This is a genomic window from Burkholderia diffusa (assembly GCF_902499115.1).
In the GTDB taxonomy this organism is placed as follows: domain Bacteria; phylum Pseudomonadota; class Gammaproteobacteria; order Burkholderiales; family Burkholderiaceae; genus Burkholderia; species Burkholderia diffusa.
Map to the genome: position 1 here is coordinate 206633 of NZ_CABVPN010000003.1, position 23020 is coordinate 229652.

Annotated in this window: 18 protein-coding genes and 1 pseudogene; 12 read left to right on the forward strand and 7 right to left on the reverse strand. The window is 70.4% G+C overall.

The annotated features are described in order from the left end of the window. Positions 1 to 69: 69 nt before the first annotated feature. The gene (locus tag BTE28158_RS04475) at positions 70 to 1230 is read right to left on the reverse strand and encodes a porin (protein ID WP_124626604.1); all 1161 of its coding nucleotides are present in this window, start codon (positions 1228 to 1230) and stop codon (positions 70 to 72) included. Between the two features lie 434 nt (positions 1231 to 1664). Here BTE28158_RS04475 and BTE28158_RS04480 point away from each other — a divergent pair, with 434 nt between their 5' ends. Further along, on the forward strand, positions 1665 to 2249 hold the full coding sequence (locus tag BTE28158_RS04480) for a flavin reductase family protein (protein ID WP_151052041.1): 585 nt from the start codon (positions 1665 to 1667) through the stop codon (positions 2247 to 2249). 104 nt (positions 2250 to 2353) lie between these two features. Here BTE28158_RS04480 and BTE28158_RS04485 read toward each other — a convergent pair whose 3' ends face one another. Genes BTE28158_RS04485 through BTE28158_RS32375 form a run of 3 tightly spaced genes read right to left on the reverse strand, consistent with a single transcriptional unit; the run spans position 2354 to position 4175 of the window. Beyond that, positions 2354 to 3283, reverse strand: coding sequence for a phosphatidate cytidylyltransferase (locus BTE28158_RS04485; RefSeq protein WP_124626602.1), 930 nt, complete (start codon positions 3281 to 3283; stop codon positions 2354 to 2356). 38 nt (positions 3284 to 3321) lie between these two features. After that, positions 3322 to 3954 carry a lysophospholipid acyltransferase family protein gene (locus BTE28158_RS04490; protein WP_151052043.1) on the reverse strand — a complete coding sequence of 211 codons (633 nt, stop codon included), beginning with the start codon at positions 3952 to 3954 and terminating at the stop codon, positions 3322 to 3324. After that, on the reverse strand, positions 3951 to 4175 hold the full coding sequence (locus BTE28158_RS32375; protein WP_239007135.1) for a hypothetical protein: 225 nt from the start codon (positions 4173 to 4175) through the stop codon (positions 3951 to 3953). The genes BTE28158_RS04490 and BTE28158_RS32375 overlap by 4 nt, the downstream gene beginning before the upstream one ends. A gap of 229 nt (positions 4176 to 4404) precedes the next feature. On the opposite strand from BTE28158_RS32375, the gene BTE28158_RS04500 reads away from it, so the two are divergent. Together BTE28158_RS04500 and BTE28158_RS32380 are read left to right on the forward strand one after the other, a co-directional pair. Next, entirely contained in the window at positions 4405 to 5010 is a 606-nt protein-coding gene (locus BTE28158_RS04500) for a CDP-alcohol phosphatidyltransferase family protein (protein WP_124903658.1), read from the forward strand. Between the two features lie 68 nt (positions 5011 to 5078). Continuing rightward, positions 5079 to 5351: pseudogene (locus BTE28158_RS32380) on the forward strand (serine aminopeptidase domain-containing protein); the annotation flags it as partial. Between the two features lie 37 nt (positions 5352 to 5388). Here the strand turns inward: BTE28158_RS32380 and BTE28158_RS04510 are convergent. Beyond that, positions 5389 to 6411 (reverse strand): sensor domain-containing diguanylate cyclase, encoded by a 1023-nt coding sequence (locus BTE28158_RS04510; RefSeq protein ID WP_151052047.1) that lies wholly within the window; start codon positions 6409 to 6411, stop codon positions 5389 to 5391. A gap of 504 nt (positions 6412 to 6915) precedes the next feature. On the opposite strand from BTE28158_RS04510, the gene bcsB reads away from it, so the two are divergent. From bcsB to BTE28158_RS04555, 9 genes are read left to right on the forward strand one after another with little or no spacing between them, the layout of a single operon-like run. Beyond that, positions 6916 to 9243: a cellulose biosynthesis cyclic di-GMP-binding regulatory protein BcsB gene (bcsB, locus tag BTE28158_RS04515; protein ID WP_174919705.1), complete on the forward strand. Its 2328-nt coding sequence runs from the start codon at positions 6916 to 6918 to the stop codon at positions 9241 to 9243. Positions 9244 to 9246: 3 nt separating this feature from the next. Beyond that, the gene (gene bcsZ / locus BTE28158_RS04520) at positions 9247 to 10467 is read left to right on the forward strand and encodes a cellulose synthase complex periplasmic endoglucanase BcsZ (RefSeq protein ID WP_174919707.1); all 1221 of its coding nucleotides are present in this window, start codon (positions 9247 to 9249) and stop codon (positions 10465 to 10467) included. Further along, positions 10452 to 14375, forward strand: a complete 3924-nt coding sequence (locus BTE28158_RS04525) for a cellulose synthase subunit BcsC-related outer membrane protein (protein ID WP_174919709.1) — start codon at positions 10452 to 10454, stop codon at positions 14373 to 14375. Before bcsZ ends, BTE28158_RS04525 begins: the two co-directional genes overlap by 16 nt. A gap of 9 nt (positions 14376 to 14384) precedes the next feature. Then, the gene (gene bcsE, locus BTE28158_RS04530; protein ID WP_174919711.1) at positions 14385 to 16340 is read left to right on the forward strand and encodes a cellulose biosynthesis protein BcsE; all 1956 of its coding nucleotides are present in this window, start codon (positions 14385 to 14387) and stop codon (positions 16338 to 16340) included. After that, positions 16337 to 16546, forward strand: coding sequence for a hypothetical protein (locus BTE28158_RS04535; protein ID WP_059606456.1), 210 nt, complete (start codon positions 16337 to 16339; stop codon positions 16544 to 16546). Before bcsE ends, BTE28158_RS04535 begins: the two co-directional genes overlap by 4 nt. Further along, a complete protein-coding gene (bcsQ, locus tag BTE28158_RS04540) occupies positions 16543 to 17331 on the forward strand; it encodes a cellulose biosynthesis protein BcsQ (protein ID WP_174919713.1) in 789 nt (262 codons plus the stop codon). Before BTE28158_RS04535 ends, bcsQ begins: the two co-directional genes overlap by 4 nt. Next, positions 17328 to 19865: a UDP-forming cellulose synthase catalytic subunit gene (gene bcsA, locus BTE28158_RS04545; RefSeq protein WP_174919715.1), complete on the forward strand. Its 2538-nt coding sequence runs from the start codon at positions 17328 to 17330 to the stop codon at positions 19863 to 19865. Before bcsQ ends, bcsA begins: the two co-directional genes overlap by 4 nt. A 27-nt stretch (positions 19866 to 19892) precedes the next feature. Then, positions 19893 to 21446: a cellulose biosynthesis protein BcsG gene (gene bcsG / locus BTE28158_RS04550; protein WP_151052264.1), complete on the forward strand. Its 1554-nt coding sequence runs from the start codon at positions 19893 to 19895 to the stop codon at positions 21444 to 21446. Then, positions 21428 to 21622 carry a hypothetical protein gene (locus tag BTE28158_RS04555; RefSeq protein WP_059691215.1) on the forward strand — a complete coding sequence of 65 codons (195 nt, stop codon included), beginning with the start codon at positions 21428 to 21430 and terminating at the stop codon, positions 21620 to 21622. The genes bcsG and BTE28158_RS04555 overlap by 19 nt, the downstream gene beginning before the upstream one ends. A 60-nt stretch (positions 21623 to 21682) precedes the next feature. On the opposite strand, the gene BTE28158_RS04560 is transcribed toward BTE28158_RS04555, so the two are convergent. Both BTE28158_RS04560 and BTE28158_RS04565 read right to left on the reverse strand, forming a co-directional pair. Beyond that, a complete protein-coding gene (locus BTE28158_RS04560) occupies positions 21683 to 22567 on the reverse strand; it encodes a pirin family protein (RefSeq protein WP_059606463.1) in 885 nt (294 codons plus the stop codon). A 24-nt stretch (positions 22568 to 22591) separates the two neighbouring features. Next, the gene (locus BTE28158_RS04565; RefSeq protein ID WP_124626580.1) at positions 22592 to 22984 is read right to left on the reverse strand and encodes an OsmC family protein; all 393 of its coding nucleotides are present in this window, start codon (positions 22982 to 22984) and stop codon (positions 22592 to 22594) included. Between the last annotated feature and the right edge of the window lie 36 nt (positions 22985 to 23020).

A 23020-nucleotide genomic window follows, 5' to 3' on the forward strand; every position in this document is an offset into this window, starting at 1 on the left:
TGATTTCTCGATCCCCGATTCGGTACCGATCGACCGGCCACGCGATGCCGCGCAACCGGCCATCGTCGATCAGAAGCGGTGACGCAGGCCCAGGTTGACCATCGTCTGCGAGCTGGTGCCCGCATAGCCGTACGAACCGATCGACGCCTGCGCGGCCATCGCCCCGCCGTTGCCGTCGCCCGTCTGGCCGCTCGCGTGCTGGTACGCGGCGGTCAGGTACACGTCCGTGCGCTTCGACAGGTTGTAGTCCGCGCCGGCCGACACCTGGTGATAGGTCGCCGACGTATCGCCGCCCGAGCGCGTATAGCTGTAGCCGACGCCGACGAGCAGCGAATTGGTCGCCTGGTAGTTCACGAAGCCCTGGCCGGTGTTGTAGTGCTCGTTCGAGTTGAACACCGAGCTCGCGTCGCGGCGGTACTGCGCGTTGCTGTAGCCGAGGCCGAACGTGAACGGGCCGGCGACGTACTGGCCCGCGATGCGGGCGATGCCGATCGAGTGCGCGCTCGCATAGCCGGTGTTGATCGGGCCGTCGAAGGTGCCGTCCGACGAGCTGGTCCAGCCGTTGCGCAGCCCGTTCGACGCGGGGCTGTTGGTCGCGTGGAAGTAGCCGCCCGCGACGCTGAACGGGCCATTGTTGTACGACACGGCAGCCGAATACGACTGCGCGGCGCCGGTGCTGCCGGCGATGCCTCCGAACGAGTACATCGCCGAGAACTGCAGGCCCGAATACACGGCCGACGTGTACTTCACCGCGTTGTCGACGCGGAAGCTGTTGTCGTAGTTGTCGACGTCGCCCGGCGTCGCGAACACGCTGCCGAGATAGTTGTCGGCGGTGATGCCCTGCACGAGGTCGACGAGCGGATCGTACTGGCGGCCGAACGTGAGTGTGCCGTAGCGGTCGCTCGACAGCCCGACGAACGCCTGCCGGCCGAACAGGCGGCCGCCCTGGCCCTGCCGGCCGCTGCTCGGGTCGAAGCCGCTCTCGAGCTGGAATAGCGCCTTCAGCCCGCCGCCGAGATCCTCGGTGCCCTTCACGCCCCAGCGGCTGCCAGCAAGATTGCCCGCGCTGCTGTTGCCGAGCATCCATGCATTGTCCTTACCCTGCGCGTGATTCACGTACGTGATCGACGTGTCGATCACGCCGTACAGCGTGACGCTCGACTGCGCATGCGCGGCGGGCATCGCCGCGAACGATGCGAGCGAAATCAGCGAGAGGGTCGTGCGTTTCATTTCATCTCCTTGCGATTGGCTTGCTTGAACCGGATGGGCAGGAGACTACCGAGCCGCCGACGAACGGCAAAAATGAAATTCTTCGATGTGACGTAAAGCAGACATGCACGTGCTGCGGCAAGGTCCATTGAGAGATTCACATTATTGAGAACTGTGCATCAATCGATCTGAATTTCAGGGTGGGGCGATTGGTGCATTGCCGGATTCGTGATAATTCCGCGTGATTTTCGGTCGAATTTCGATGGCGACGCATTCGTCGTCGATTCATCAATTGATTATTTAATGAATTGAATCGCGTGATGCAGACCGGGGTGTGTTATGGCGCGCATCGCGCGAGCGTGATGCGGCGCGCTCGCCGTCAGCGGCAATTGGCATCGGGTGCGAGAATGCGGCCTTCGGCCGGCACGCGTCGTGCCGCTCACCAGGGAACCCGCATGGACACTCACATCGCTCCGGTGGAGCTGAAGAAAGCCTACCGTCTTCTCAACCATGGCCCGACCGTGCTCGTGTCGGCCCGTCATGACGGCGTCGACAACGTGATGGCCGCCGCATGGGCCTGCGCGCTCGACTTCCTGCCGCCGAAGCTGACGGTCGTGCTCGACAAGTCGGCGAAGACGCGCGAGCTGGTCGAGCGTAGCGGGACGTTCGTCATCCAGGTGCCGACGGCCGCGCAGCTGCAGCTCACGCATGCGGTGGGCAGCCACAGTCTCGCGGAGCGGCCGGACAAGCTGCGCGAGGCGGGCGTCACGCTGTTCGACGTCGAAGGCCACGACCTGCCGTTCGTCGCCGGCTGCTCGGGCTGGCTCGCGTGCAGGCTGGTTCCCGAGCCGCACAACCAGCAGACCTACGACCTGTTCATCGGGGAGGTGGTCGCGGCGTGGTCCGACACGCGGGTGTTCCGCGACGGGCACTGGTATTTCGAATCGGCCGATCCGGCGCTGCGCAGCCTGCACTACATCGCGGGCGGCAACTTTTATGCGATCGGCGAATCGCTGCACGTCGATCCGGCCGCAAAGTAGGCGTCGGGCGGGCAGCCGGCCGCGTCCAGCGCGGCGTCGACGACGTCGTGCGCGAGATCGAGCGTGCAGTAACCGGAACCGGGCGGCGTGGCGCCGCCCGCGCATCACACGTACGCGTAGCGCACGAGGTGGAAGAACACCGGCGCGGCGAAGCAGATCGAATCGACGCGATCGAGCATCCCGCCATGGCCCGCGATCATCGAGCCCCAGTCCTTGGTGCCGAGCGAGCGTTTCACGGCCGACAGCACCAGCCCGCCGACGAAGCCCGCGATCACGATCGCGAGCGAGATCCCGAACGCCGCGCCGAAGCTGAACGGCGTCACGCGATACAGCGATGCACCGCACAGCGTGGCCAGCAGCCCGCCGCCGATGAAGCCCTCGATCGTCTTCGACGGCGACAGCTGCGGCGCGATCTTGCGGCGTCCGAACAACTTGCCGACGACGTATTGCAGCACGTCGCTGATCTGCACGACGAACAGGAAGAAGAACAGCAGCAGCGCGTTCTGCCCGGCGTAGCGCGGGATGTCGAGGATCAGCACGGCGGGCGCATGGCTCAACCCGTACACGCACACCATCAGCGCCCAGTTGATCTTCGCGTTGCGGCTCAGGAATTCCCGCGTGTCCTGCGTGAGTGCCGACACCAGCGACATCGCGAAGAACAGGTGCACCGGCACGAAGATCGAATACATCCCGTACCAGTTGATCCCGAGCAGCAGGTACTGCACCGGAATCGCGATGAAGAACGCGATGAAGAGCGTCGTGTGGTCGCTTGCGGTCGTCGGCGTGAGCGTGATGAATTCGCGCAGCGTCAGGTACGACAGCAGCGCGAACACCAGATACGTGACGTTGTTGCCGAGGCTGATCGCGATGACCATGATCGCGATCATCGCCCACCACGCGCGGATGCGCTGGTTCAGGTTGACGATGGTCGCGCTGGTGCCGCCGCTGCGCGCGCCGAGGATCGCGCCGATCACGGTCGCGAGCACCAGCACGCCGGTGACGCCTGCGACCAGTTCCCAGAAGAGAGTTCGCATGGAGAGGTCCGGAAAAGGGAGAGAGAGGGGCGCCGCGTTCAGCCGGCCGGCCGCTGCGGCGGCGCGAGCGCGACGATCGCGTCGCGCATGCGGGCGAGGAAGGTCGGCTTGTCTTCGCCGGCGCCGAGCGCCTCGTTCGCACCGAAGTGCACCTTGCAGATCAGCGGCACGGGCCAGATCGCGCCCTTCGGCATGATGCGTTGCAGGTTCTCGAGATAGACCGGCGCGAGCGCGACCTCCGCAAACTCGGTCGCGAGATGGAACAGGCCGCTCTTGAACGGCTGCGGCAAGACTTCGGCGCCGCGCGTGCCTTCCGGAAAGATGATGATCGAGTGGCCTTGCCGTAGTGCATCGCGCACCGGGTCCAGCGGGTCGCCGCCGCTTTCGCGGTGACGGTCGATCAGCACGACATTCAGCAGCTTCTGCGCGATGTGACGCTTCACGTTGCTGCTGTCCCAGTAGTCGCGCGCGGCGACGGGCCGCACGACCGCGCGCACGTCGCGCGGCAGCGCGGCGAGGATCGCGAGCGTGTCGATGTGGCTCGTATGGTTCGAGAAGTAGATCTTCTGCGTCGGGGAAGGCGGCGCCTGATGCCAGACCGGATACGCGCCGGCGACGAGCCGCACGATCGACAGCAGGAAATCGCGCTGCCAGACGTTCAGGATGTTCATCGGCGCCGCGCCTCCTGCATGCATGCCCGCGCGGCCGCGCATGCGCGGCGGGCGGAATCCCGGAATGCCGGTGCGGCAGGATGCGCGCCGGTCGGCCCTTGTTTAAGTTTTTTCAAATTCGTGGCTGCCTGTTGCAGGGCCGCGATAATCGGACGATGCACCGGCGGGTATTGCGTCGCGGCGAATTCGCCGTTCGACGGCGTGATAATCGGCTGTTGCACGCGCGCCCGGCCACAGTTCGAATGAATTGCTGCGCTCGCGGGCCAGCGGATTATCGCGAGTTTCCGTCGAAAACGCCAGATTGCCCGGCGTGGCACGGAGCGGGGTGCGGCTTGACGCGTGGGGACCGCTCGGCGACGATTACGCCCACCTGTCGAAAGCCGCCGCCGACGGGTGCGCTGCCCGGGGCCGGGCCGCAAACGTGTCCGAACGCAAAGAACCAATAAAACGATGAGCCTCTACGCACTCAAACCGAAATTCCAGAATCGTCTGCGTCCGTTCGCGGATTCGCTTGCCGAACGCGGCGTCACGGCCAACCAGGTCACGCTGTTCGCGGCCGGCGGCTCGATCGTCGTCGGCGCGCTCGCGGGGCTTGGCGTGTTCGCTCGCGTGCTGTTCCTGCTGATCCCGATCTGGCTGTTCGTGCGGATGGCGCTCAACGCGATCGACGGCATGCTTGCCCGCGAGCACGGGCAGAAGAGCACGCTCGGTGCGTACCTGAACGAGCTCGGCGACGTCGTGTCCGACGTCGCGCTCGTGCTGCCGTTTCTCGCGATTCCCGCGTTCGCTGCGGCGGACGTCTGGCTGTTCGCGCTGACGGCGGTCATCGTCGAATGCGCGGGGCTGATCGGCCCGCTTGCCGGCGCGACCCGCCGCTACGACGGCCCGTTCGGCAAGAGCGACCGCGCGCTCGCGCTCGGCGCGTTCGCGCTGTGGATCGGTTTCGGTCTGCCGGTCGGCAGCCTCGCCGCGTGGCTGTGGCGCGTGCTGATCGTGCTGTCGATCGTGACGGTGGTGCGGCGCGTGCAGGCCGGGATCGCCGAAGCGGGCGGCTGACGGCGGTAGTGGGACCGGCGCCGGAGGGCGCCGCCGCATGATTCGAATAACGAAACGAGCGAGACCGCATGAACGCAAGCGCGGCCCGCGAGGCCGACTTCATCACGCGCGATGGCGAAACGCCGCTCTATCGTCACGGGCCCGCGACGGGTCCGCGCTGCCGTGGTGCGATCGTGCTGCTGCATCGCGGCCACGAACATTCTGCGCGCGTCGCGCACGTCGTCGACGAGCTCGACCTGCCGGACTTCGCGTTCTTCGCGTGAGAGGCGCGCGGCCGCGGCCGCTCGCCCGGCGCGCGCAGTGCGCTTGACGCCCGCGCGGGTTGGTCAGCCATCCGTGACCGGCCCGGACGGCCGCGGCTCGCGGTGGCCAAGCGGGTCATGCGTGCGCCGCCCGCTGCGTCCGCGTGCGCTTCACCGCGTACATCGCCTGGTCCGCGTGCTCGATCAGCGCGTTCATGTCGGTGCCGTCGTCAGGCAGTATCGCGACGCCGACACTGACGCCGAGCCGCAGCGGATGCCCCTCGAATTCGAACGGCTCGCCGACCTGCCGGGCGAGCCGTGCGCGTTGCGCATCGACGTCGTCGCGGCTGCCGATGTCCGGCAGGATCACCGCGAACTCGTCGCCGCCCACGCGCGCGACCGTGTCCGAGCGCCGCACGGCGCGCTGCATCCGCGTGGCGATCGCACGCAGCGCGGCGTCGCCCGCGCGGTGGCCGTAGTCGTCGTTGATCGGCTTGAGCCCGTCCATGTCGATGTTGAGGATGCCGAGCCGGCCGTTCGCGCGCAGCGCCGTATGCATCGACTGGCGCAGGCGGTCGTAGAACAGCGCGCGGTTCGGCAGGCCGGTGAGCGCGTCGTGCGTCGCGCGCAGGTACAACTCGTTGGCCTCGTTGCGCGCCGCATGGAACATCGCGGCGGCGATCAGGTCGGCCGTGAGCCGCAGCGTCCCGGCATCGGCGGCCGAAAAACCGTCGAGGTCCGGCGACATCACCTTCAGCACGCCGACCGTCGTGTCCGCATGGGTGAGCGGCATCACCAGCATCGAGCGCAGCCCCACGCGGCGGCACGCATCGCGGTCGACGCGCGGGTCGGATTCCGAATCCTTGCAGTGCAGCAGTTCGCCGCGCGTCACGCACAGGCCGGACAGGCTGCCCGAGCGGCGCAGCCGCAGCCCGAGCATCCCGGCGGCGGAGCCTGACGCGGCGCGGTACACCATGTCGTCGCCTTCGGCGAATTCGACCGCCGCGCCGCTCGCGCCCGTGAGCTGCGGCACCTGCTCGGTCACGTAAGCCATCACACTGCCGAGGTCGAGGCCGAGTTTCGCGATCTCGGTTTGCGCGGCGATGATGCGCAGCAGCGTGTCGGGGGACGGAGTGGCGGTGTCGACGATTTGATCCAAGTCAGTTTTCCAGGAAGAAAGCACAGCGCGCGGCCCGAGCTTGCGGTAGCATACGCGCCGCTCACGCGGCAGCGCGTTCCGGGCGGCCCGCAACGGGCCGCCGCCGGCATCCGGCCGGTTTCCCGGGGCGCCGGGCCGTCGGTTCGGCAGCGCCGGGAGTATGCCGGTCGGTCCGGCCGGCAGCAACGGTGTAACTCTTGCCATTCCATCGCGACGCGCAGCATTTCCGACCGGATTGAGTTGTTTTTCGCTTCGTCAGCACGAATCAGGGCGAGTTTTGTCTTGATTTTGAGATAGTGTGACGAATGTGCGAGCGCCGGTGCCAGGTGCGCGCTGTCCGACGAGTCGGCAGCGAAATGATTCGCCGCGTTGTTTCGATAAATGCATTCAGGCCAGACTTTGAGGGGAAGCAGTGGGGATGTGCACTCACGGGCATAGCTGCTTTGCGCGCGTCGGTTGCGGCGCGCTTGATGACCGGACGATCGTGACGATGCGGGGCCGCGCATGAAGCCGGCCGCGTCGCTGTTCGTCCTGTCGGTCGCCACGTTCGGCGCGTTCCATGCGGCCGCGCTGGCGGCCGCGCCCATGCCGGCTGCGGCCGCTTCGGCGTCAGCCGGCAGTCAGGCCGTGCCGGTGCCCGCCAGCGGCGCGGCCGTGCCGCCGCTCGCGGCCATGCCGAGCGCCGCCAGCGCGGCGTCCGCCGGCCTGCCCGCGACGACCGTACACCTGCCGTTCGCGTCGCTCGGCGCGTTCGATCCGGTCCACCTGCGCGGCGCCGACGACGCGCGCACGATCAATGCGGGCGTGCGGCTCGACCGCGTGGTCACCGGCGCGCGGCTGCGCCTGACCTACGCGTATTCGCCGTCGCTGGTCTTCCCAATGTCGCACCTGAAGGTGTCGATGAACGGCGAGGTGGTCGCGACCGTCCCGTTCGACGCGACGCGCGCGGGCCGCACGGTCACGCAGGACATCCCGATCGATCCGCGCTACTTCTCCGATTTCAACCAGATCGGCCTGCGCCTGATCGCGCATTACACACTCGACCACTGCGAGGATCCGTCGAGCTCGGCGCTGTGGGCCGACGTGAGCCCGACGAGCGAACTGATCCTCGACGAGTCGCCGGTGCGCTTGCCGAACGATCTCGCGCTCTTGCCCGCGCCGTTCTTCGACCGGCGTGACAACGGGCTCCTGCGGCTGCCGTTCGTGCTGCCAGCGTCGCCCGACTCGGCGACGCTGCGCAGCGCCGGCGTGCTCGCGTCGTGGTTCGGTGCGCAGGCCGACTACCGGCAGGCGCGCTTCCCGGTTGCAGCGACGCTCCCGGCCGACGACCAGGCGGTGGTGGTCGGCACGGCCGCGACGTTGCCGGCCGGCCTCGCGCTGCCGTCGGTCAACGGGCCGTTGCTCGCCGTCGCCGACAACCCGGCCGCGCCGGGCCGCAAGCTGCTGGTCGTGACGGGCCGCACGGCCGCCGAGGTCGACGACGCGGTCGCGGCGCTCGTGCTCGGCCGCGCGGCGCTGTCCGGCCCGGCAGCGACGGTCGCGCACGTGGATCTCGGCGCGCCGCGCAAGCCGTACGACGCACCGCGCTGGCTGCCGGTGAACCGGCCGATCGCGTTCCGCGAATTGGTGTCGGATCCGCGCGAACTCGAAGTGCGCGGCACGTCGCCCGACGCGATCCGGCTGAACCTGCGCGTGCCGGCCGATCTGCATTCGTGGAACGGCTCGGGCGTGCCGATCACGCTGCGCTACCGCTACACGGCGCCGACCGTGCAGGACAACTCGACGCTCGCCGTCGAGATCAACGAACAACTCGTGAAGTCGTACCGGCTCGGGCCGGCCCACGCGGAAGACGCGCGCGGGCGCATGCAACTGCCGCTGCTGTCGGTGCCGGAAGGGCGCGTGACGAGCGATGTCGACATCCCGGCGTTCCGCGTCGGCAGCGGCAACCAGCTGCAGTTCCGCTTCACGCTCGATTCGCAGAAGACGGGGCTCTGCTCGAGCACCGCGACCGAGCCGCAGCGCGCGGCGATCGATCCGGATTCGACGATCGACTTCTCGCACTTCGTCCATTACGCGCAATTGCCGAACCTGGCGTTCTTCGCGAACAGCGGTTTCCCGTTCACGCGCTTCGCCGACCTGTCGCAGACGGCGGTCGTGATGCCGGACCGGCCGTCGCCGCAGGAACTGGAAGCCTACCTGACGATGCTCGGCCACATGGGGCAGTGGACCGGCTTCCCGGCGCTGCGCGTGCAGGTCGCGCGACCCGGCGACGTCGCCGCGCTCGCGGGCCGCAAGGACCTGCTCGTGATCGACGGCTCGCCCGCGTCGCCGCTGCTGTCGCACTGGCGCGCGGCGTTGCCGCTGTCGATCGACCAGCAGGCCGGCACGGGCGCGACGCGTGTCGCGTTTTCGGTGAAGGAGCGCTGGCGCAACGGCATCGGCATGGCCGACGGCGGCGCGCATATCGAACAGACGGGCTCGCTCGCGGCGCTGGCCGGGTTCGAGCTGCCGGGCAGCCATGGCCGCAGCGTCGTGGCGCTGACGGCCACCGACCAGACGCGTCTTGCCGACCTGCTCGACGTGTTCGAGAAGCCGGGCCTCGTGTCACAGCTGCAGGGCGACCTCGCGCTGGTGCGGCCGGGGCAGGTCGACAGCCTGCGCGTCGGCGAGCCTTACGTGGTCGGCTTCGTGCCGTGGTACGCGCGCGTCTGGACGCACGCGGCGCAGCACCCGGTGGTGCTCGGCGTGGTCGGCGTCGTCGCGGGGCTGCTGCTCGCGCTCGGCGTGTTCAGCGTGCTGCAGAGAATCGCCGCGCGCCGACGGGGGATGTAACGGATGGCGTGGGCATTCGCAAGGCGACGGGCAACGCAGCCGGCGCGGCGGGTCGGCACGACGCTCGTGCTGGCCGTCGCGGCTGCGTGCGCGGCGACCGGCGCCGCCGGGCGCGCGCAGGCCGCGCAAAGCGGCGCGGCCGACGAGCGGTGCGGCGCGGTGTGGCCGCGCTGGGACGCGTTCAAGCGCGATTTCGTGTCGGCCGACGGCCGGGTGATCGACGTCGGCTCGGCGGATTCGCGCACGGTATCGGAGGGGCAGGCGTATGGACTGTTCTTCGCGCTCGTCGCGAACGACCGGCACACGTTCGACACGATCCTCGCATGGACCGAGAACAACCTTGCACAGGGCGACCTGAGCGCCCGTCTGCCGGCGTGGCTGTGGGGCCGCGCGCCGGACGGCGCGTGGCGCGTGCTCGACGCGAACGCGGCGTCGGATGCCGACCTGTGGATCGCGTACACGCTCGTCGAAGCCGGACGGCTGTGGCACGAGCGCAGCTACACCGCGCGCGGCGCGCTGCTCGCGAAGCGCGTGCTCGACGACGAGACGGCCAGCGTGCCGGACCTCGGCCTCACGCTGCTGCCCGGGCCGACCGGCTTCAGGCTGGCCGACGGGCGATGGCGCGTGAACCCGAGCTATTCGCCGCCGCAGGTGATCCGCGGGCTCGCCGCACGCCTGCCGGACGATCGCCGCTGGTCCGCGCTCGCGGCCAGCACCGGCCGCGTGCTGCTCGACACCGCACCGAAGGGCTTTGCGCCGGACTGGGCGTTGTATCGCGCCGGTGCCGGCTTCGCGCCCGATCCGCAGACCCACGCGGAAAGCGCCTACAACGCGATTCGCGTGTATTTGTGGGCCGGCATGCTCGATCGCGCCGATCCGCTCGCGGCACCGCTGCTCGCGCGCTTCGCGCCGTTCGCCGATCACATCGCCGCGCATGGCGCGCCGCCGGAGAAGGTCGACACGACAACCGGCGTCGCGGGGCCGAACGACGGCAATGGCGGCTTCTCGGCGGCGGCCGTGCCGTTCCTCGACGCGCGCGGCCAGCATGCGCTCGCCGATGCCCAGGTGGCCCGTGTCGACGCGCTCGCGCGCCAGTCGGCGCCCGGCTACTACACGAGCGTGCTGACGCTGTTCGGCCTCGGATGGCGCGATGGCCGCTACCGGTTCGGCGCGGACGGGTCGCTCGATGCGCGCTGGGAGGGCCCGTCATGCGCAGGCCGATGAAGTCCACCGCGCGGCGTGTCGCGGGGCTTGCGTGGCTCGCGTCGTCGGTCTCTGCGGGGGTGCCGGCCGCCGTTGCCGTCGCGGCGACGAAACCCGTCGCGCCGAAAGCCGCGTCGGCGCCGGCTTCGACCGCTGCGTCCGATGCGCGGCTTCAGCTCGCGACCGCCCGCATGTGGGGCGCCAAGCATCGCGACGACCTCGCGCGGGACGCACTGCGCAAGGGGCTCCTGATCGCGCCGGACAATCCCGAACTGCTCGCGGAACAGGTGCGCGTGCTGCTGCGGATCGGCGACGCGCAAGGTGCGCAGGCCACGCTGGCGCGCCTGCAGGCGCGCGCGCCCGCGGCGCCCGACACGCGCCGCGCGGCCGACGAATACCGCGTCGCGACGAGCGGCCGCGGCGAGATGGCGCAGATCCGCCTGCTCGCGCGCAGCGGCCGCGCCGACGAGGCGGCCCGGCGGATCGTCGCGCTGTTTCCGAACGGTGCGCCGTCTGGTGCGCTGGGCGCCGAGTACTACCAGATCGTCGCGAACGCGCCGGGCGGCCGCGAACCGGCGATCGCCGCGCTGCGCCGCGCGGTCGCGGCCGACCCACAGGATTCGAGCGCGGCGCTGGCGCTCGCGCGGCTCCTGAACCAGCGCGACGACACGCGTGCGGAGGCCAACCGCATCGCGTGGTCGCTCGCGAAGCGGGGCGACGCCGATCATACGGAAGCGATGGCCGTGTGGCGGCGCGTGCTGCAGTCCGCCGGCACCGATCCCGCGTATCTCGACGCATTGCATGCATATCTCGCGCTCGTGCCGGACGACACCGAATTCCGCGATCGCGTCGCCGCACTCGACCGGCAGCGCGACGCGCAGCGGCTGCTTGAGCGCGATCCGGGCTACATCGCGCAACAGCGTGGCTTGCAGGCGCTTGCGCGCGGCGACCTGGCCGGCGCCGATCCGCTGCTCGCGCGCGCCGCGCAGGCGCGTGCGGGCGACGCCGATGCGGTCGGCGGGCTCGGCCTGCTGCGTCTGCGCGAAGGCCGGCACGACGAAGCGCGCGCGCTGTTTACGCGCGCCGCGGCGCTGTCGACCGACCAGCGCGGCAAATGGCAGAGCCTCGCACGCACCGCGCAGTTCTGGGGGCTGATCGCGCAGGGGCGCGCGGCGGCGTCGGCCGGACGGCCGCAGGATGCCGAGCGCGCGGCGCGCGCCGCGCTCGCGATGCAGCCCGACAGCCCGGACGCGAAGCTGCAGCTTGCCGATGCGCTGCTCGCGCAGCGCGACTGGGCGCGCGCGGAGCCGTTGCTGCGCGAGTTGCTCGCCGCACGTTCGCCGAATCTGTCGGCGGTGCGCGGCACGGCGACGCTGTACGAGAACACCGGCCGCGCGGATCGAATCGGCCCGCTGCTCGACGCGCTGCAGAGCCGCGTGACGGGCCGCGACGACCGCCGCGCGCTCGACGGCTTGCGCGCCGACCTGCTCGCGAGCGAGGCCCGCGCGCTTGCGGACAAGGGCGAACGCGGGCCAGCCGCGCAACGCTACGAAGCGGCGGTGCGCGCGGCGCCCGATGCGCCGTGGACGCGTTTCGCGCTCGCCCGGTTGTATCGCGACATGGGGCTGCCGCAGCTCGGCCGCACGGTGATGGACGACGGGCTCGCGCAAAGCGGCACGCCCGAGATGCGCTATGCGACCGCGCTGTATCGCAACTCGCTCGACGACATCGCGGGCGCCCAGGCCGCGCTTGCGGGCGTCGATGACGCGCAACGCTCGGACGGCATGCGTGCGCTCGCGCGCAAGCTCGACGCGGAAAGTTCGCTGGCCGGCGCGCGCGGCGCGCTCGGCCGTGGCGATCGTGCGGCCTTCGCCGCGTCGCTCGCACATGCGCAGGCGAGCGCGCCGGACGATCCCGACATGCTGGCCGCGATCGGCGCGCAGTGGATCGACGCGGGCGAACCCGAGCGCGGCCTCGCGCCGCTGCGCGACTGGATCGCCGCGCATCCGCACGAGGCCGATCCCGACGTGCGGCTGCGCTACGGCGACCTGCTCGGCAGCGCGGGGCGCGACGACGCGCTCGCCGCGTGGCTCGACGCGCTGCGCCGCGAGCCGGCGTTGACGCCGGCACAGACCGCGCGGATCGAGGACCAGTCGCTGCGGCTCGTTCTGCGGCGGACGGACGATGCGATCGCGCAACGCGACTATGCGCGCGCCCGCACGCTGCTCGAGCAGGCGAGTCCGGCGGGACGCGCGGACAAGCGCTACGCACTTGAACTGGCCGACCTCGAACGCGCGCAGGGCCATTACGACGCGGCACGCGATGCGCTCGCGCCGGTCGTCGCGCGCACGCCGGACGATGCCGATACGCAGCTCGCGCTCGCGCGCATCGACGAGGACGGCGGCCACCGCGCGGCCGCGCTCGCACGCGTGCAGGCGGTGCTCGCGCGCACGCCGGACGACGACGTCGACACGCGGCTGTCGGTCGTGCGCCGCCTGAACGCGCTGCGCCGCCCGGACGAAGCCGCACAGGTGATCGACCCGCTGCAGGCCGCATACCCGGCGCGTGCCGACGTGACGGTCGCGGCGGGGCGCGTGGCCGAGGCGCAGGGTCGCTATGACGATGCCGCATCGCTGTACCGGCTGTCGCTGTCGCAGGAGCGCACGAGCGGCGTGAGCCCGGGCCGCGACGGCCGCACGCCCGCGCAGGCCGCATTCGCGGATCTCGCACAGCGGCGCGATCCCGAGATCGAGATCGGCTGGCTGCCCGCGTACAAGTCGGGCGACGAGGGGATTTCCGCGTACCGCGCGCAGCAGGTGCCGATCTACATGCAGCTGCCGGTGCGCTACGACGGGCATGCGTTCCTGCAGCTCGACACCGTGCATCTGGACGCCGGCACGCTCGATACGAGCGACCCGAACGCGTATTCGCTGAAGACCTTCGGGACTTACGCGGCGCTCAAGGCGCTGAACGGGCTGCCGCCGCCGTTCCATCTGACCCGGCCGGCCGATGTGTTGATCGCGAACCCGCCGGGTGCGTTGCATCAGTCGATGACGGGCGTCGCGCTCGGCGCCGGCTATCGCACGGATGCATGGCGCGTCGATCTCGGCACGTCGCCGCTCGGCTTCCCGGTGCATTACCTGGTCGGCGGCGTGCGCTATCGCTTCGACGCGGGGCCGGCGAGCTTCAGCGTGAACGCGTCGCGCCGGCCGGAGACGAGCAGCGTGCTGTCGTACGCGGGGATGCGCGACCCGTGGTCGGGCGCGGTATGGGGCGGCGTGCGTCGCGATGGCGTGAACCTGCGCGGGTCGGTCGACGTCGGCCGCGTGAACCTGTTCGCCGAACTCGGCGCGGGCGTGCTGTCCGGCCGCAACGTCGAGCGCAACGCGGAAGTGACGCTGCGCTCGGGCTTCACGGTGCCCGTATACGAGCGCGCGACGATGAAGGTGAGCACGGGGCTCGTCGGCAATGCGTGGCACTACGCGCAGAACCTGCGTTACTACACCTACGGACAGGGCGGCTATTACAGCCCGCAGCGTTACCTGTCGCTCGGCGTGCCGATCGAATGGGCAGGGCGGCGCGACGCGCTGTCGTGGGACCTGACCGTCACGGGCGGGATCTCGAACAGCTACGAAAAGGATTCGCTGTTCTACCCGACCTTCGCGAACCAGCGCGCCGCGCAGGAGGCGGCGGGGTTCGTCTACGCGGGCAGTTCGACACGCGGCGTGTCGTTCTCGTACGGCGTGAACGGCATCGTCGAATATCGCGTGAATCCGCACCTGAGCGTCGGCGCGCAACTGCACGTCGACCGGTCGCACGACTATGCGCCAAGTTCGGCGCTCGTGTACCTGCGCTATGCATTCGACGCACGCGCGGAGCGCAGCTGGCTCGTCACGCCGACGCCGGTGCGGCTTTATTCGGATTACTAGGGGAAGCGCGTGAATACGGAAATCGATGCAACCCGTCCCGCGCTCGGCGCCGCCGGCCTGCTGGGCCGCCTGCGCGCGCTGCTGCGCACCGGGCGGCCCGGCGGCCGCACCGGCCCGCTGAGCCGGCTCGCGATCGACGGGCTGCCCGATGCGTGGACGCAGCTGGAAGCGGGCGGCCTGTACACGATCTATGCCGCTGCCGGCACGCCGGCGTGCGACGCGCTGGTGTGGGAAAGCGCGCGGCAGTCGCGCACGCGCGACGTGACGGTCGTGCTGTCGCGCGACGCGGCGCGCGTTGCCGCGCAGATGGCGTCGCGCGGTTTCGCGGGCGGCGCGCAGCCGGCGGGCTGGCCGCGTAACCTGAACGTGCTGGCGATGCCGCCCGCGCATGAGCCGGCCGGCGGCGATGCCGCGCGCGAACCGGGTGCGCCGCGCCGTGCGGCGCCCGCTCCGTTCGCACGGCTCACCGGCGGCTTGCGCGCGATGAAGCGCTACGGCTTTCGTGCGCGCTCGCTGTATTTCATCGAAGGCGCGCAGCGCTGGTTCAGCTGGGACGATCCGGCGGCGCTCGCGGAAGAGGCGCATGCGCTCGCCGACTGGTGCCGCACGCACCGGATCGCGCTGGTGCTGCTGGTCGATCCCGAGATCGTGCGCACCGGCGCGGACCCGGATACCGACGATCCGCCGCTCGTGCGCGATGCGAATCGCGCGCCGCGCAGCGGCTTTCACGCGGTGTGCTCGGGCGTCTCGCAACTGCAGCGCACGCATGGCGAGCTGCTGTGGGTCGTCGATTTCTGGCGTGCCGGCGACACGCTCGCGGCCGGTGAAGTGCGGCCGCTGCGTTTCGCGCCGAGCGGTCGGCTCGCGGCGATCGTCGACGGCGCCGCCGCCGAGCCGTCGCGCCGGATGAAGCTCGCGATCGACGAGGATCGCGTCGTCGTCAGCCGCGCGGCGCTCGACGAAGCGAGTCGCGTACCCGCCGGCTGGGAAATCGTCGACGACAACGCGGCGGTCGTCGCCGCCTGTGCGCATGCGCAGGCCGCGACCGCGGTTCTGGCGTTCCGCACGCACGCGCAGCTCGAGGCGCTGTGCGCGGCCGTTCACACGCTGCGCCGGCAATCCGGCGGCGCATTGAAGATCGCCGTCGTCGAACGCGGCGAGGTGCTGCGCCAGCAGTTCGAGATGCTCGTGCTGAGCGTCGGCGCGAACCGCGTCGTCGCGCGCGACCTGCCGGTGTCGCGGATGCACGCGGCCGTGAGCGCGCTGCGCGGGCAGCTCTATGCGCGGCCCGTCGCGGCCGACTATCGTGCGGCGCTCGCGGCCGCGCTCGGCGATTCGGTGCTGGGCTACCTGCCGGTCGGCGCCTTCTGCCTGCGAATTCGCGCCGTGCTCGATCGCGGCGCCGTGCTCGCGTTGCCGCATACGCTCGCGAAGATCGCGCTGCTGCCCGGCGTGTCGCACGTCGATGCGCTGCGGCACTGCCGGCCGCGCCGCGCGGGCGATGTCGTGACCGCCGATGCCGGACACCTGTACGTGTTCCTGTTCGCGTGCGAGCCGGCCGATGCCGATGACGCGCTCGCACGGATCTTCGACGTACCGGTCGATACGCTGTCCGATCGCGTCGTGTGTCTCGGGCAGGGCAGCATCGACACCGAGCTCGATGCGCTGAAGACCGAGAACCGGCGCGCGCCGATCGCCGACTACAGCGACCTGTTCGCGACGGTGAAGCCGGCCGGTGCGGCGCGCGTGCCGGTCGAACGCGCGGGGGATGTCGCGACGCCCGCTGAACCGGACGCCGAAGTCGCAGCGGCCGGGACGGTCGACGAGCATGCCGATGCGCCGCCGCACGCCGACGACGCAACGCCGGCCGCCGATGCGCGGGCACCGTCCGCCGAATTTCCCGTCGCGCGCACGCGCGGCGCCACCCGCAGTGCGATGCCGCTGCGCAAGCCGGAGGGCGCATGATCGCCGAACTCGTCATCGGATTCGTTGTCGGCATCGCGATCGCGGTGCCGGTGTGGATCATCGCGCAGCACCTGGGCCTCGGCCGCGGTTTTCATGCGCCGCGCGGGCTGCACCGGCGCGACGCGGTGCCGTGCGAACTCGTGCCGGTCGCGCTGCGCGGGCGCCTGTTGCCCGAAGCCGGCCGTACCGACGAGGCCGCGCCATGAAGACGATCGCCGTCACGTCGACGACCGGCGGCGCGGGCCGCACGACGCTCGCGGGCGCGCTCGCGGTGCTGCTCGCGCGCCGCGGCCGGCCCGTCGTCGCGGTCGAGTTCGACGCGCAGAACCTGATGGGCGCGACGCTCGGTCTCGATACGCTGTCCGAGCACGGGCTCGCGCACAGCCTGCTCGGTGACGCGGGCGACGCCGCGCCGTGGCACGCGCATACGTGGCGCAATGCCGATGGCGTGCTATTCGTGCCGTACGGGCAAGTCGACGCGGCGGGCGCCGCCGCCTGCGATGCGCGGCTCGCGGCCGATCCGGCCTGGCTGTCGCGCGCGCTCGACGAGATCGCGCTGCCGGCCGACGGTGTCGTGCTGGTCGACACCGCGCGCTACCCGTCGCCGCAGGCCGAGCAGGCGATTCGCCGTGCCGACCTGACGCTCGTCGTCGTGCCGCCCGAACCGGCCGCGTGCGCGACGGTCGCCGCGCGCCTCGATGCGTTGCGGGCCGGCGGCGGCGACCTGCAGATCGTCGTGAACCGGCTGAACCCGGCGCGCGACATGCAGCGCGATGCACTCGCGATGCTGCGCGCGGTCGCGGGGACCGCGTCGATGCTCGAACAGCGGATTCACGTCGATGCGGCCGTGCCCGAGACGCTTGCGCGCGGCACCTGGATCTTCGACGACGCGCCGTATTCGCAGGCGTCGCACGACCTGAACGGCGTCGCGAACTGGGTCGACACGTGGCTCGTGGCAGCCGCGGCCGGCCGCACGGGAGCGCGGCGATGAAGGCCGCGTTCGTGTCGCGCTGGCGCGCCGCGACTCGGCGTGCGACCAACTGGTGCGCGCGCGGGATCGGGCTGCCGGCCCAGCGCACACTGCTCGACTGGCTCGTGCGGCTGTTCTTCCATGCGCCGCCGCCCGGCCGGGCCGATCCCGTGGGCCGCCGGGCGCGCGTCGTCTTCCTGCGGCTCGCGCAGGAGTGGGGCGTGCTGCAGCCGCTGAGCCCGCGCGAATGGCTGTGGCGCGCGATCGTGCGCGCGCCGCGCGCGGCCGACGAGCGGCCCGCGCGCGATCCGCTCGCATGGTTCGACACGTTCGTCGTGCCGGTCTACGTCGCGGCGCGCGCGCTCGGCGCCCGCCTCGACGCGCTCCTCGGGCGCCTGCCGTGGGCGCGCTGGGGCGGCTGGCTCGACGCGCGCGCGCACGGCGTCGGCCAGCACCGCTGGCTTGCGCCGCTGCTGCTGATTGCCGGTGCGCTGATGTGGGCCGCGGCCGGGATGTCGCCGCTGATGCCCGGCGCGCAGTTCGCGTTTTTCGCGATCGTCGCGGTGCTGGCGCTGGCGCTGCGCCGCCTGCCGGGCCATCTGCCGACCCTCGCGCTCGCGTCGCTCGCGCTGCTCGCCACGGTCCGCTATGTGTGGTGGCGCACGACCCAGACACTCGATTTCCGCAGCCCCGTCGAGGCGTTCGCCGGCTACCTGTTGTACGGTGCCGAAGCCTACACGTGGATGATCCTGCTGCTCGGCTTCATACAGACCGCATGGCCGCTCGATCGGCCGATCGTGCCGTTGCCCGACGATCCCGACAGCTGGCCGAGCGTCGACATCTATATCCCGACCTACAATGAGCCGCTGTCGGTCGTGAAGCCGACCGTGTTCGCGTCGCAGAGCATCGACTGGCCGACGGCCAAGCTGCGTGTCTACCTGCTCGACGACGGCCGCCGCCCCGAGTTCGAGGCGTTCGCGCGGGAAGCGGGAATCGGCTACCTGACGCGCGACGACAATCGCCACGCGAAGGCCGGCAACATCAACCGCGCGCTGCCGAAGACGCACGGCGAATACATCGCGATCTTCGACTGCGATCACGTGCCGACGCGCTCGTTCCTGCAGACCACGATGGGCGTGTTCCTGCGCGATCCGAAGTGCGCGCTGGTGCAGACGCCGCACCATTTCTTCTCGCCCGATCCGTTCGAGCGCAACCTCGGCACGTTCCGCGAGATCCCGAACGAGGGCAACCTGTTCTACGGGCTCGTGCAGTCGGGCAACGACCTGTGGAACGCGACGTTCTTCTGCGGATCGTGCGCGGTGCTCAAGCGCAGCGCGCTGGAGGAGGTGGGCGGCGTCGCCGTCGAGACCGTGACGGAGGACGCGCACACCGCGCTCAAGCTGCATCGCCGCGGCTACACGTCGGCATACTTGCCGACCGTGCAGGCGGCCGGCCTCGCGACCGAGAGCCTCGCGGGCCACGTGAAGCAGCGTACGCGCTGGGCGCGCGGGATGGCGCAGATCTTCCGCATCGACAATCCGTTCCTCGGGCGCGGGCTCGGCTTCATCCAGCGGATCTGCTACGGCAATGCGATGCTGCATTTCTTCTACGGGATCCCGCGGCTCGTGTTCCTGACGATCCCGCTCGCATACCTGTTCTTCCACCTGTACTTCATCAATGCGTCGTCGATCGCGCTCGCGAGCTACGTGATCCCGTACCTGGTGCTCGCGAACGTCGCCAACTCGCGGATGCAGGGGCGCTATCGCCACTCGTTCTGGGCCGAAGTCTACGAATCCGTGCTCGCGTGGTACATCGCGCTGCCGACCACCGTCGCGTTCTTCAGCCCGAAGCACGGCAAGTTCAACGTGACCGACAAGGGCGGCAAGATCGACGAAGGCTACGTCGACTGGTCGACGTCGAAGCCGTACCTCGTGCTGTTCGCGCTGAACGTGCTCGCGATCGTGGCCGGCGTGTGGCGGCTCGTGGCCGACCAGGGCGACGAGGCGTCGACGATCCTGATCACGCTCGGCTGGACCGTCTACAACCTCGCGATGCTCGGCGCCGCGCTGGCCGTCGCGCGCGAGACCAAGCAGGTGCGCGTCACGCACCGGATCGCGATGCGTGTGCCGGCGACGTTGCTGCTCGCCGACGGGTCGACGGCCGCCTGTTTCACCAGCGACTACTCGACCGGCGGGCTCGGCCTCGAAGCGGTGCCGGGGCTGCCGCTCGCGGTCGGCGACACGCTGACGGTGTGCGTGTCGCGTGGCGACCGGCCGTTCCCGTTCCCGGTGCGCGTGAGCCGCGTGACGCCGACGCATGTCGGCGTGAGCTTCGAGGCGCTGACGCTCGAGCAGGAGCGCCAGCTCGTGCAGTGCACGTTCGGCCGCGCGGACGCGTGGCTCGACTGGCACGCGGGCGCGCGTACGGACACGCCGCTGCGCGGGCTGAAGGAAGTGCTGCGCGTGGGCCTGGACGGTTACGTACGAATGTGGAAGGGCGCGGCGCGCGGCGTGCAGTCGATTCTGGCGCCGAAGCTCGATCGGGCGCGCGACTGACGCGGCGCCCATCACGGAGTGGTTTAGATGACGTTCTGGAATCTGTATTTCATCCTGAAGTTCGCGCTGTTCGCGACCGGCCACCTGCAGCCGCTGTGGCTCGCGAACCTCGCGTTCGCGCTGGCGCTCGCGGTGAGCGCGCCGATCCGGCGGCGCGCGTGGCGCATCGTGCGACAGCTCGTCGCGATCGCGATCGCGGTGCCGCTTCTCGCGCGCGAAATGCATGCGCCGCCGCTCGCACGCCTCGCCGAAGCCGCGCGCGAGGTCGCCACGTTCCGCCTCGACTACTGGATGGAGCTGCTGCCGCGCCTGTTGCCGCCGGTGCTGGTGCTGACGGTCGCGGGCGTGCTGATCGTCTATTTCGTCGTCAACCGCTGGGTGCGTGTCGCGACCTTCGTGCTGGCCGCGCTGATCGTGATGCCGCTGTGGCAGGCCGGCAACGGGCTGATGGCGCGCGTCGTCGCGCCGCTTCCGCAGCAGGCCGATGCGACGGGCGCGCGCGCCGGCCAGCCCGAGGATCACAACGCGGCGCTCGCGACGTTCCGCGCGCAGGAATCTCAGCGCCAGGTCGCGTTCGGTCATCTCGGCAACGACTCGGCCGCGCAGTTCGACGTGATCGTGCTGCATATCTGCTCGCTGTCGTGGGATGACCTCGACGCCGCGAAGGTGCGCAACCACCCGATGCTGAGTCACTTCGACTACCTGTTCAACAACTTCAGCACGGCCGCGAGCTACAGCGGCCCGGCCGCGATCCGCGTGCTGCGCGCAAGCTGCGGGCAGGAAGCGCATGCGGACCTCTACAAGGCCGCCCCCCAGCAGTGCTATCTGTTTTCGCAGCTCGCGTCCGCCGGCTACACGGTGCAGTCGCTGCTGAACCACGACGGCCACTTCGACAACTTCCTGCAGGTCATTCACGACAATATCGGCGTGCCCGACGCGCCGATGATCTCGAACGCCGCCGCCCCGGTCGCGATGCATGCGTTCGACGGTTCGCCGATCAAGGACGATTACGGCACGCTCGCGAACTGGTATGCGCAGCGCGCGTCGGTGCCGGGCCCGGTCGCGCTGTACTACAACACGATCAGCCTGCACGACGGCAACCGCGTGGCGGGGAGCGCGCTGACCAGCATCGATTCGTATCCGCAGCGCGCGACCAAGCTGATGAACGACTTCGACCGGCTCGCCGACCTGATCGCTCAGTCGGGCCGGCGCGCGGTGATCGTATTCGTGCCCGAGCACGGCGCCGCGCTGCGCGGCGACAAGAACCAGGTCGCGGGCCTGCGCGAGATTCCGACGCCGCGCATCGTTCACGGGCCGGTCGGCGTGCGGCTCGTCGGTTTCGCCGGCAATCACGGCACGACGACCGTGATCGACCAGCCGACGAGCTTTCTCGCGCTCGCGCAGCTGCTGTCGAACCTCGTGTCGAACAGCCCGTTCAAGCCGGGCGCGACGCTCGCGCAATATGCTGCCGACCTGCCGCGCACGCGGATGGTCGGCGAGAACGAAGGCACGGTGACGATACAGACGAGCGCCGGCTATGCGGTCAAGACCCCGGACGGCGTATGGATCGACGAACAGTAAATATCGGCGAAGGCGACGACGATCGCCTGTCGCAACCGAACGACGTGCTCGGCCTTGCGCGGCACTTGCCCGCGCTGGACCCGGCACGCTACGTCGACGAGCAGGCGCGGCGCGCGTTCGTCGAATCGCTCGACCGCTGGCCGGTGCTGGCGAAGCTGATGGGATTGAAGCGGTAAACGCGACGCGGCCGGCGCGAATGCCGGCCGCGTCGCATCGATGAGCCGACTGCTGCCGGCCTACTGCGCGCGGCGCGCCGGCTGGCGCGTCCATTCGTTTTCCTCACCGGGCACCTTGCCGAAGGTCTGCTCGGCCCACGCGTTGCGGGCCGCCTCGATTTTCGCGCGCTCGCTCGACACGAAATTCCATTCGATGAACCGCTCGCCCGGCAGGTGCGCACCGCCGAGCAGCATGACGCGCGCGCCGTTCCCGCTGGCGAGCGCGACGTTCGCGCCGGGTTCGAGCACGGCCATCGTCGCGGCTGCGAGCGGCGTGCCGTCGATCGTGAGGTCGCCGTCGACGAGATACACGCCGCGCTCGTCGTGTTCCGCATCGAGCGCGAGTTGCCCGCCCGCGGCGAATTCCGCATACGCATACAGCGTCGGCGAGAACACGGCGACGGGCGACGTGAGCCCGAATGCAGTGCCCGCGATCACGCGCACGCTCGCGCCGTCGCGCGTGAACGACGGCAGCGTGTCGGCCGCGTGATGCACGAATGCGGGCGCCGTGTCCTCGTGCTCGACCGGCAGCGCGACCCAGGTCTGGATCCCGTGCACGGGCTGTTCATGCGGGCGGTCCTCGTCGGGCGAGCGCTCCGAGTGGACGATGCCGCGCCCGGCCGTCATCCAGTTCACGTCGCCGGGCACGATCTTTTGCCGGAAGCCGAGGCTGTCGTGATGCATCAGCGTGCCGTCGAACAGGTAGGTGACGGTCGCGAGGCCGATGTGCGGATGCGGCAACACGTCGATCCCGCTGCCGGCCGGCAGCACGGCCGGCCCCATTTCGTCGAAGAAGATGAACGGACCGACGAGGCGCGCGGCGCGCGCGGGCAGCACGCGCCGCACGACGAGGTTGCCGATGTCGCTCTCGCGCGGCGTGAGCAGGGTCTTGATCGATGCGGACATGGTGGGTCTCCCGGTTTCGGTGAGTCAGGCGATGGCCGTATCGATCGTGATCGGGTGCGTGAGGATCTTGTGCACCGGGCACGCGTTCGCGATCTGCAGCAGGCGCTCGCGCTGCTCGTCGGTCAGGTCGCCGTCGAGCGTGATGCGGCGCATGATCGTGCTGCCCGCGCTGCCCGCTTCGTGGGCGAGCTTCACGTGGACTTCGGCGAGCGGCCAGCCCTTGCGTTGCGCGTACATCTTCAGGGTGATCGCGGTGCAGGCGCCGAGGCTCGACAGCAGCAGCGCGACGGGTGTCGGTGCGGTGTCGCCGCCGCCGAGCGACACGGGTTCGTCGGCGCGCCACTGATGCACGCCGTCGGTGAAATGGACCAGGTAATCGACGGAGCCGATGCTCGCTTCGACGGACAGTTCGCTCATTGCAATTCCATGTGGGGAAAGGGGAGACGGGCCGGC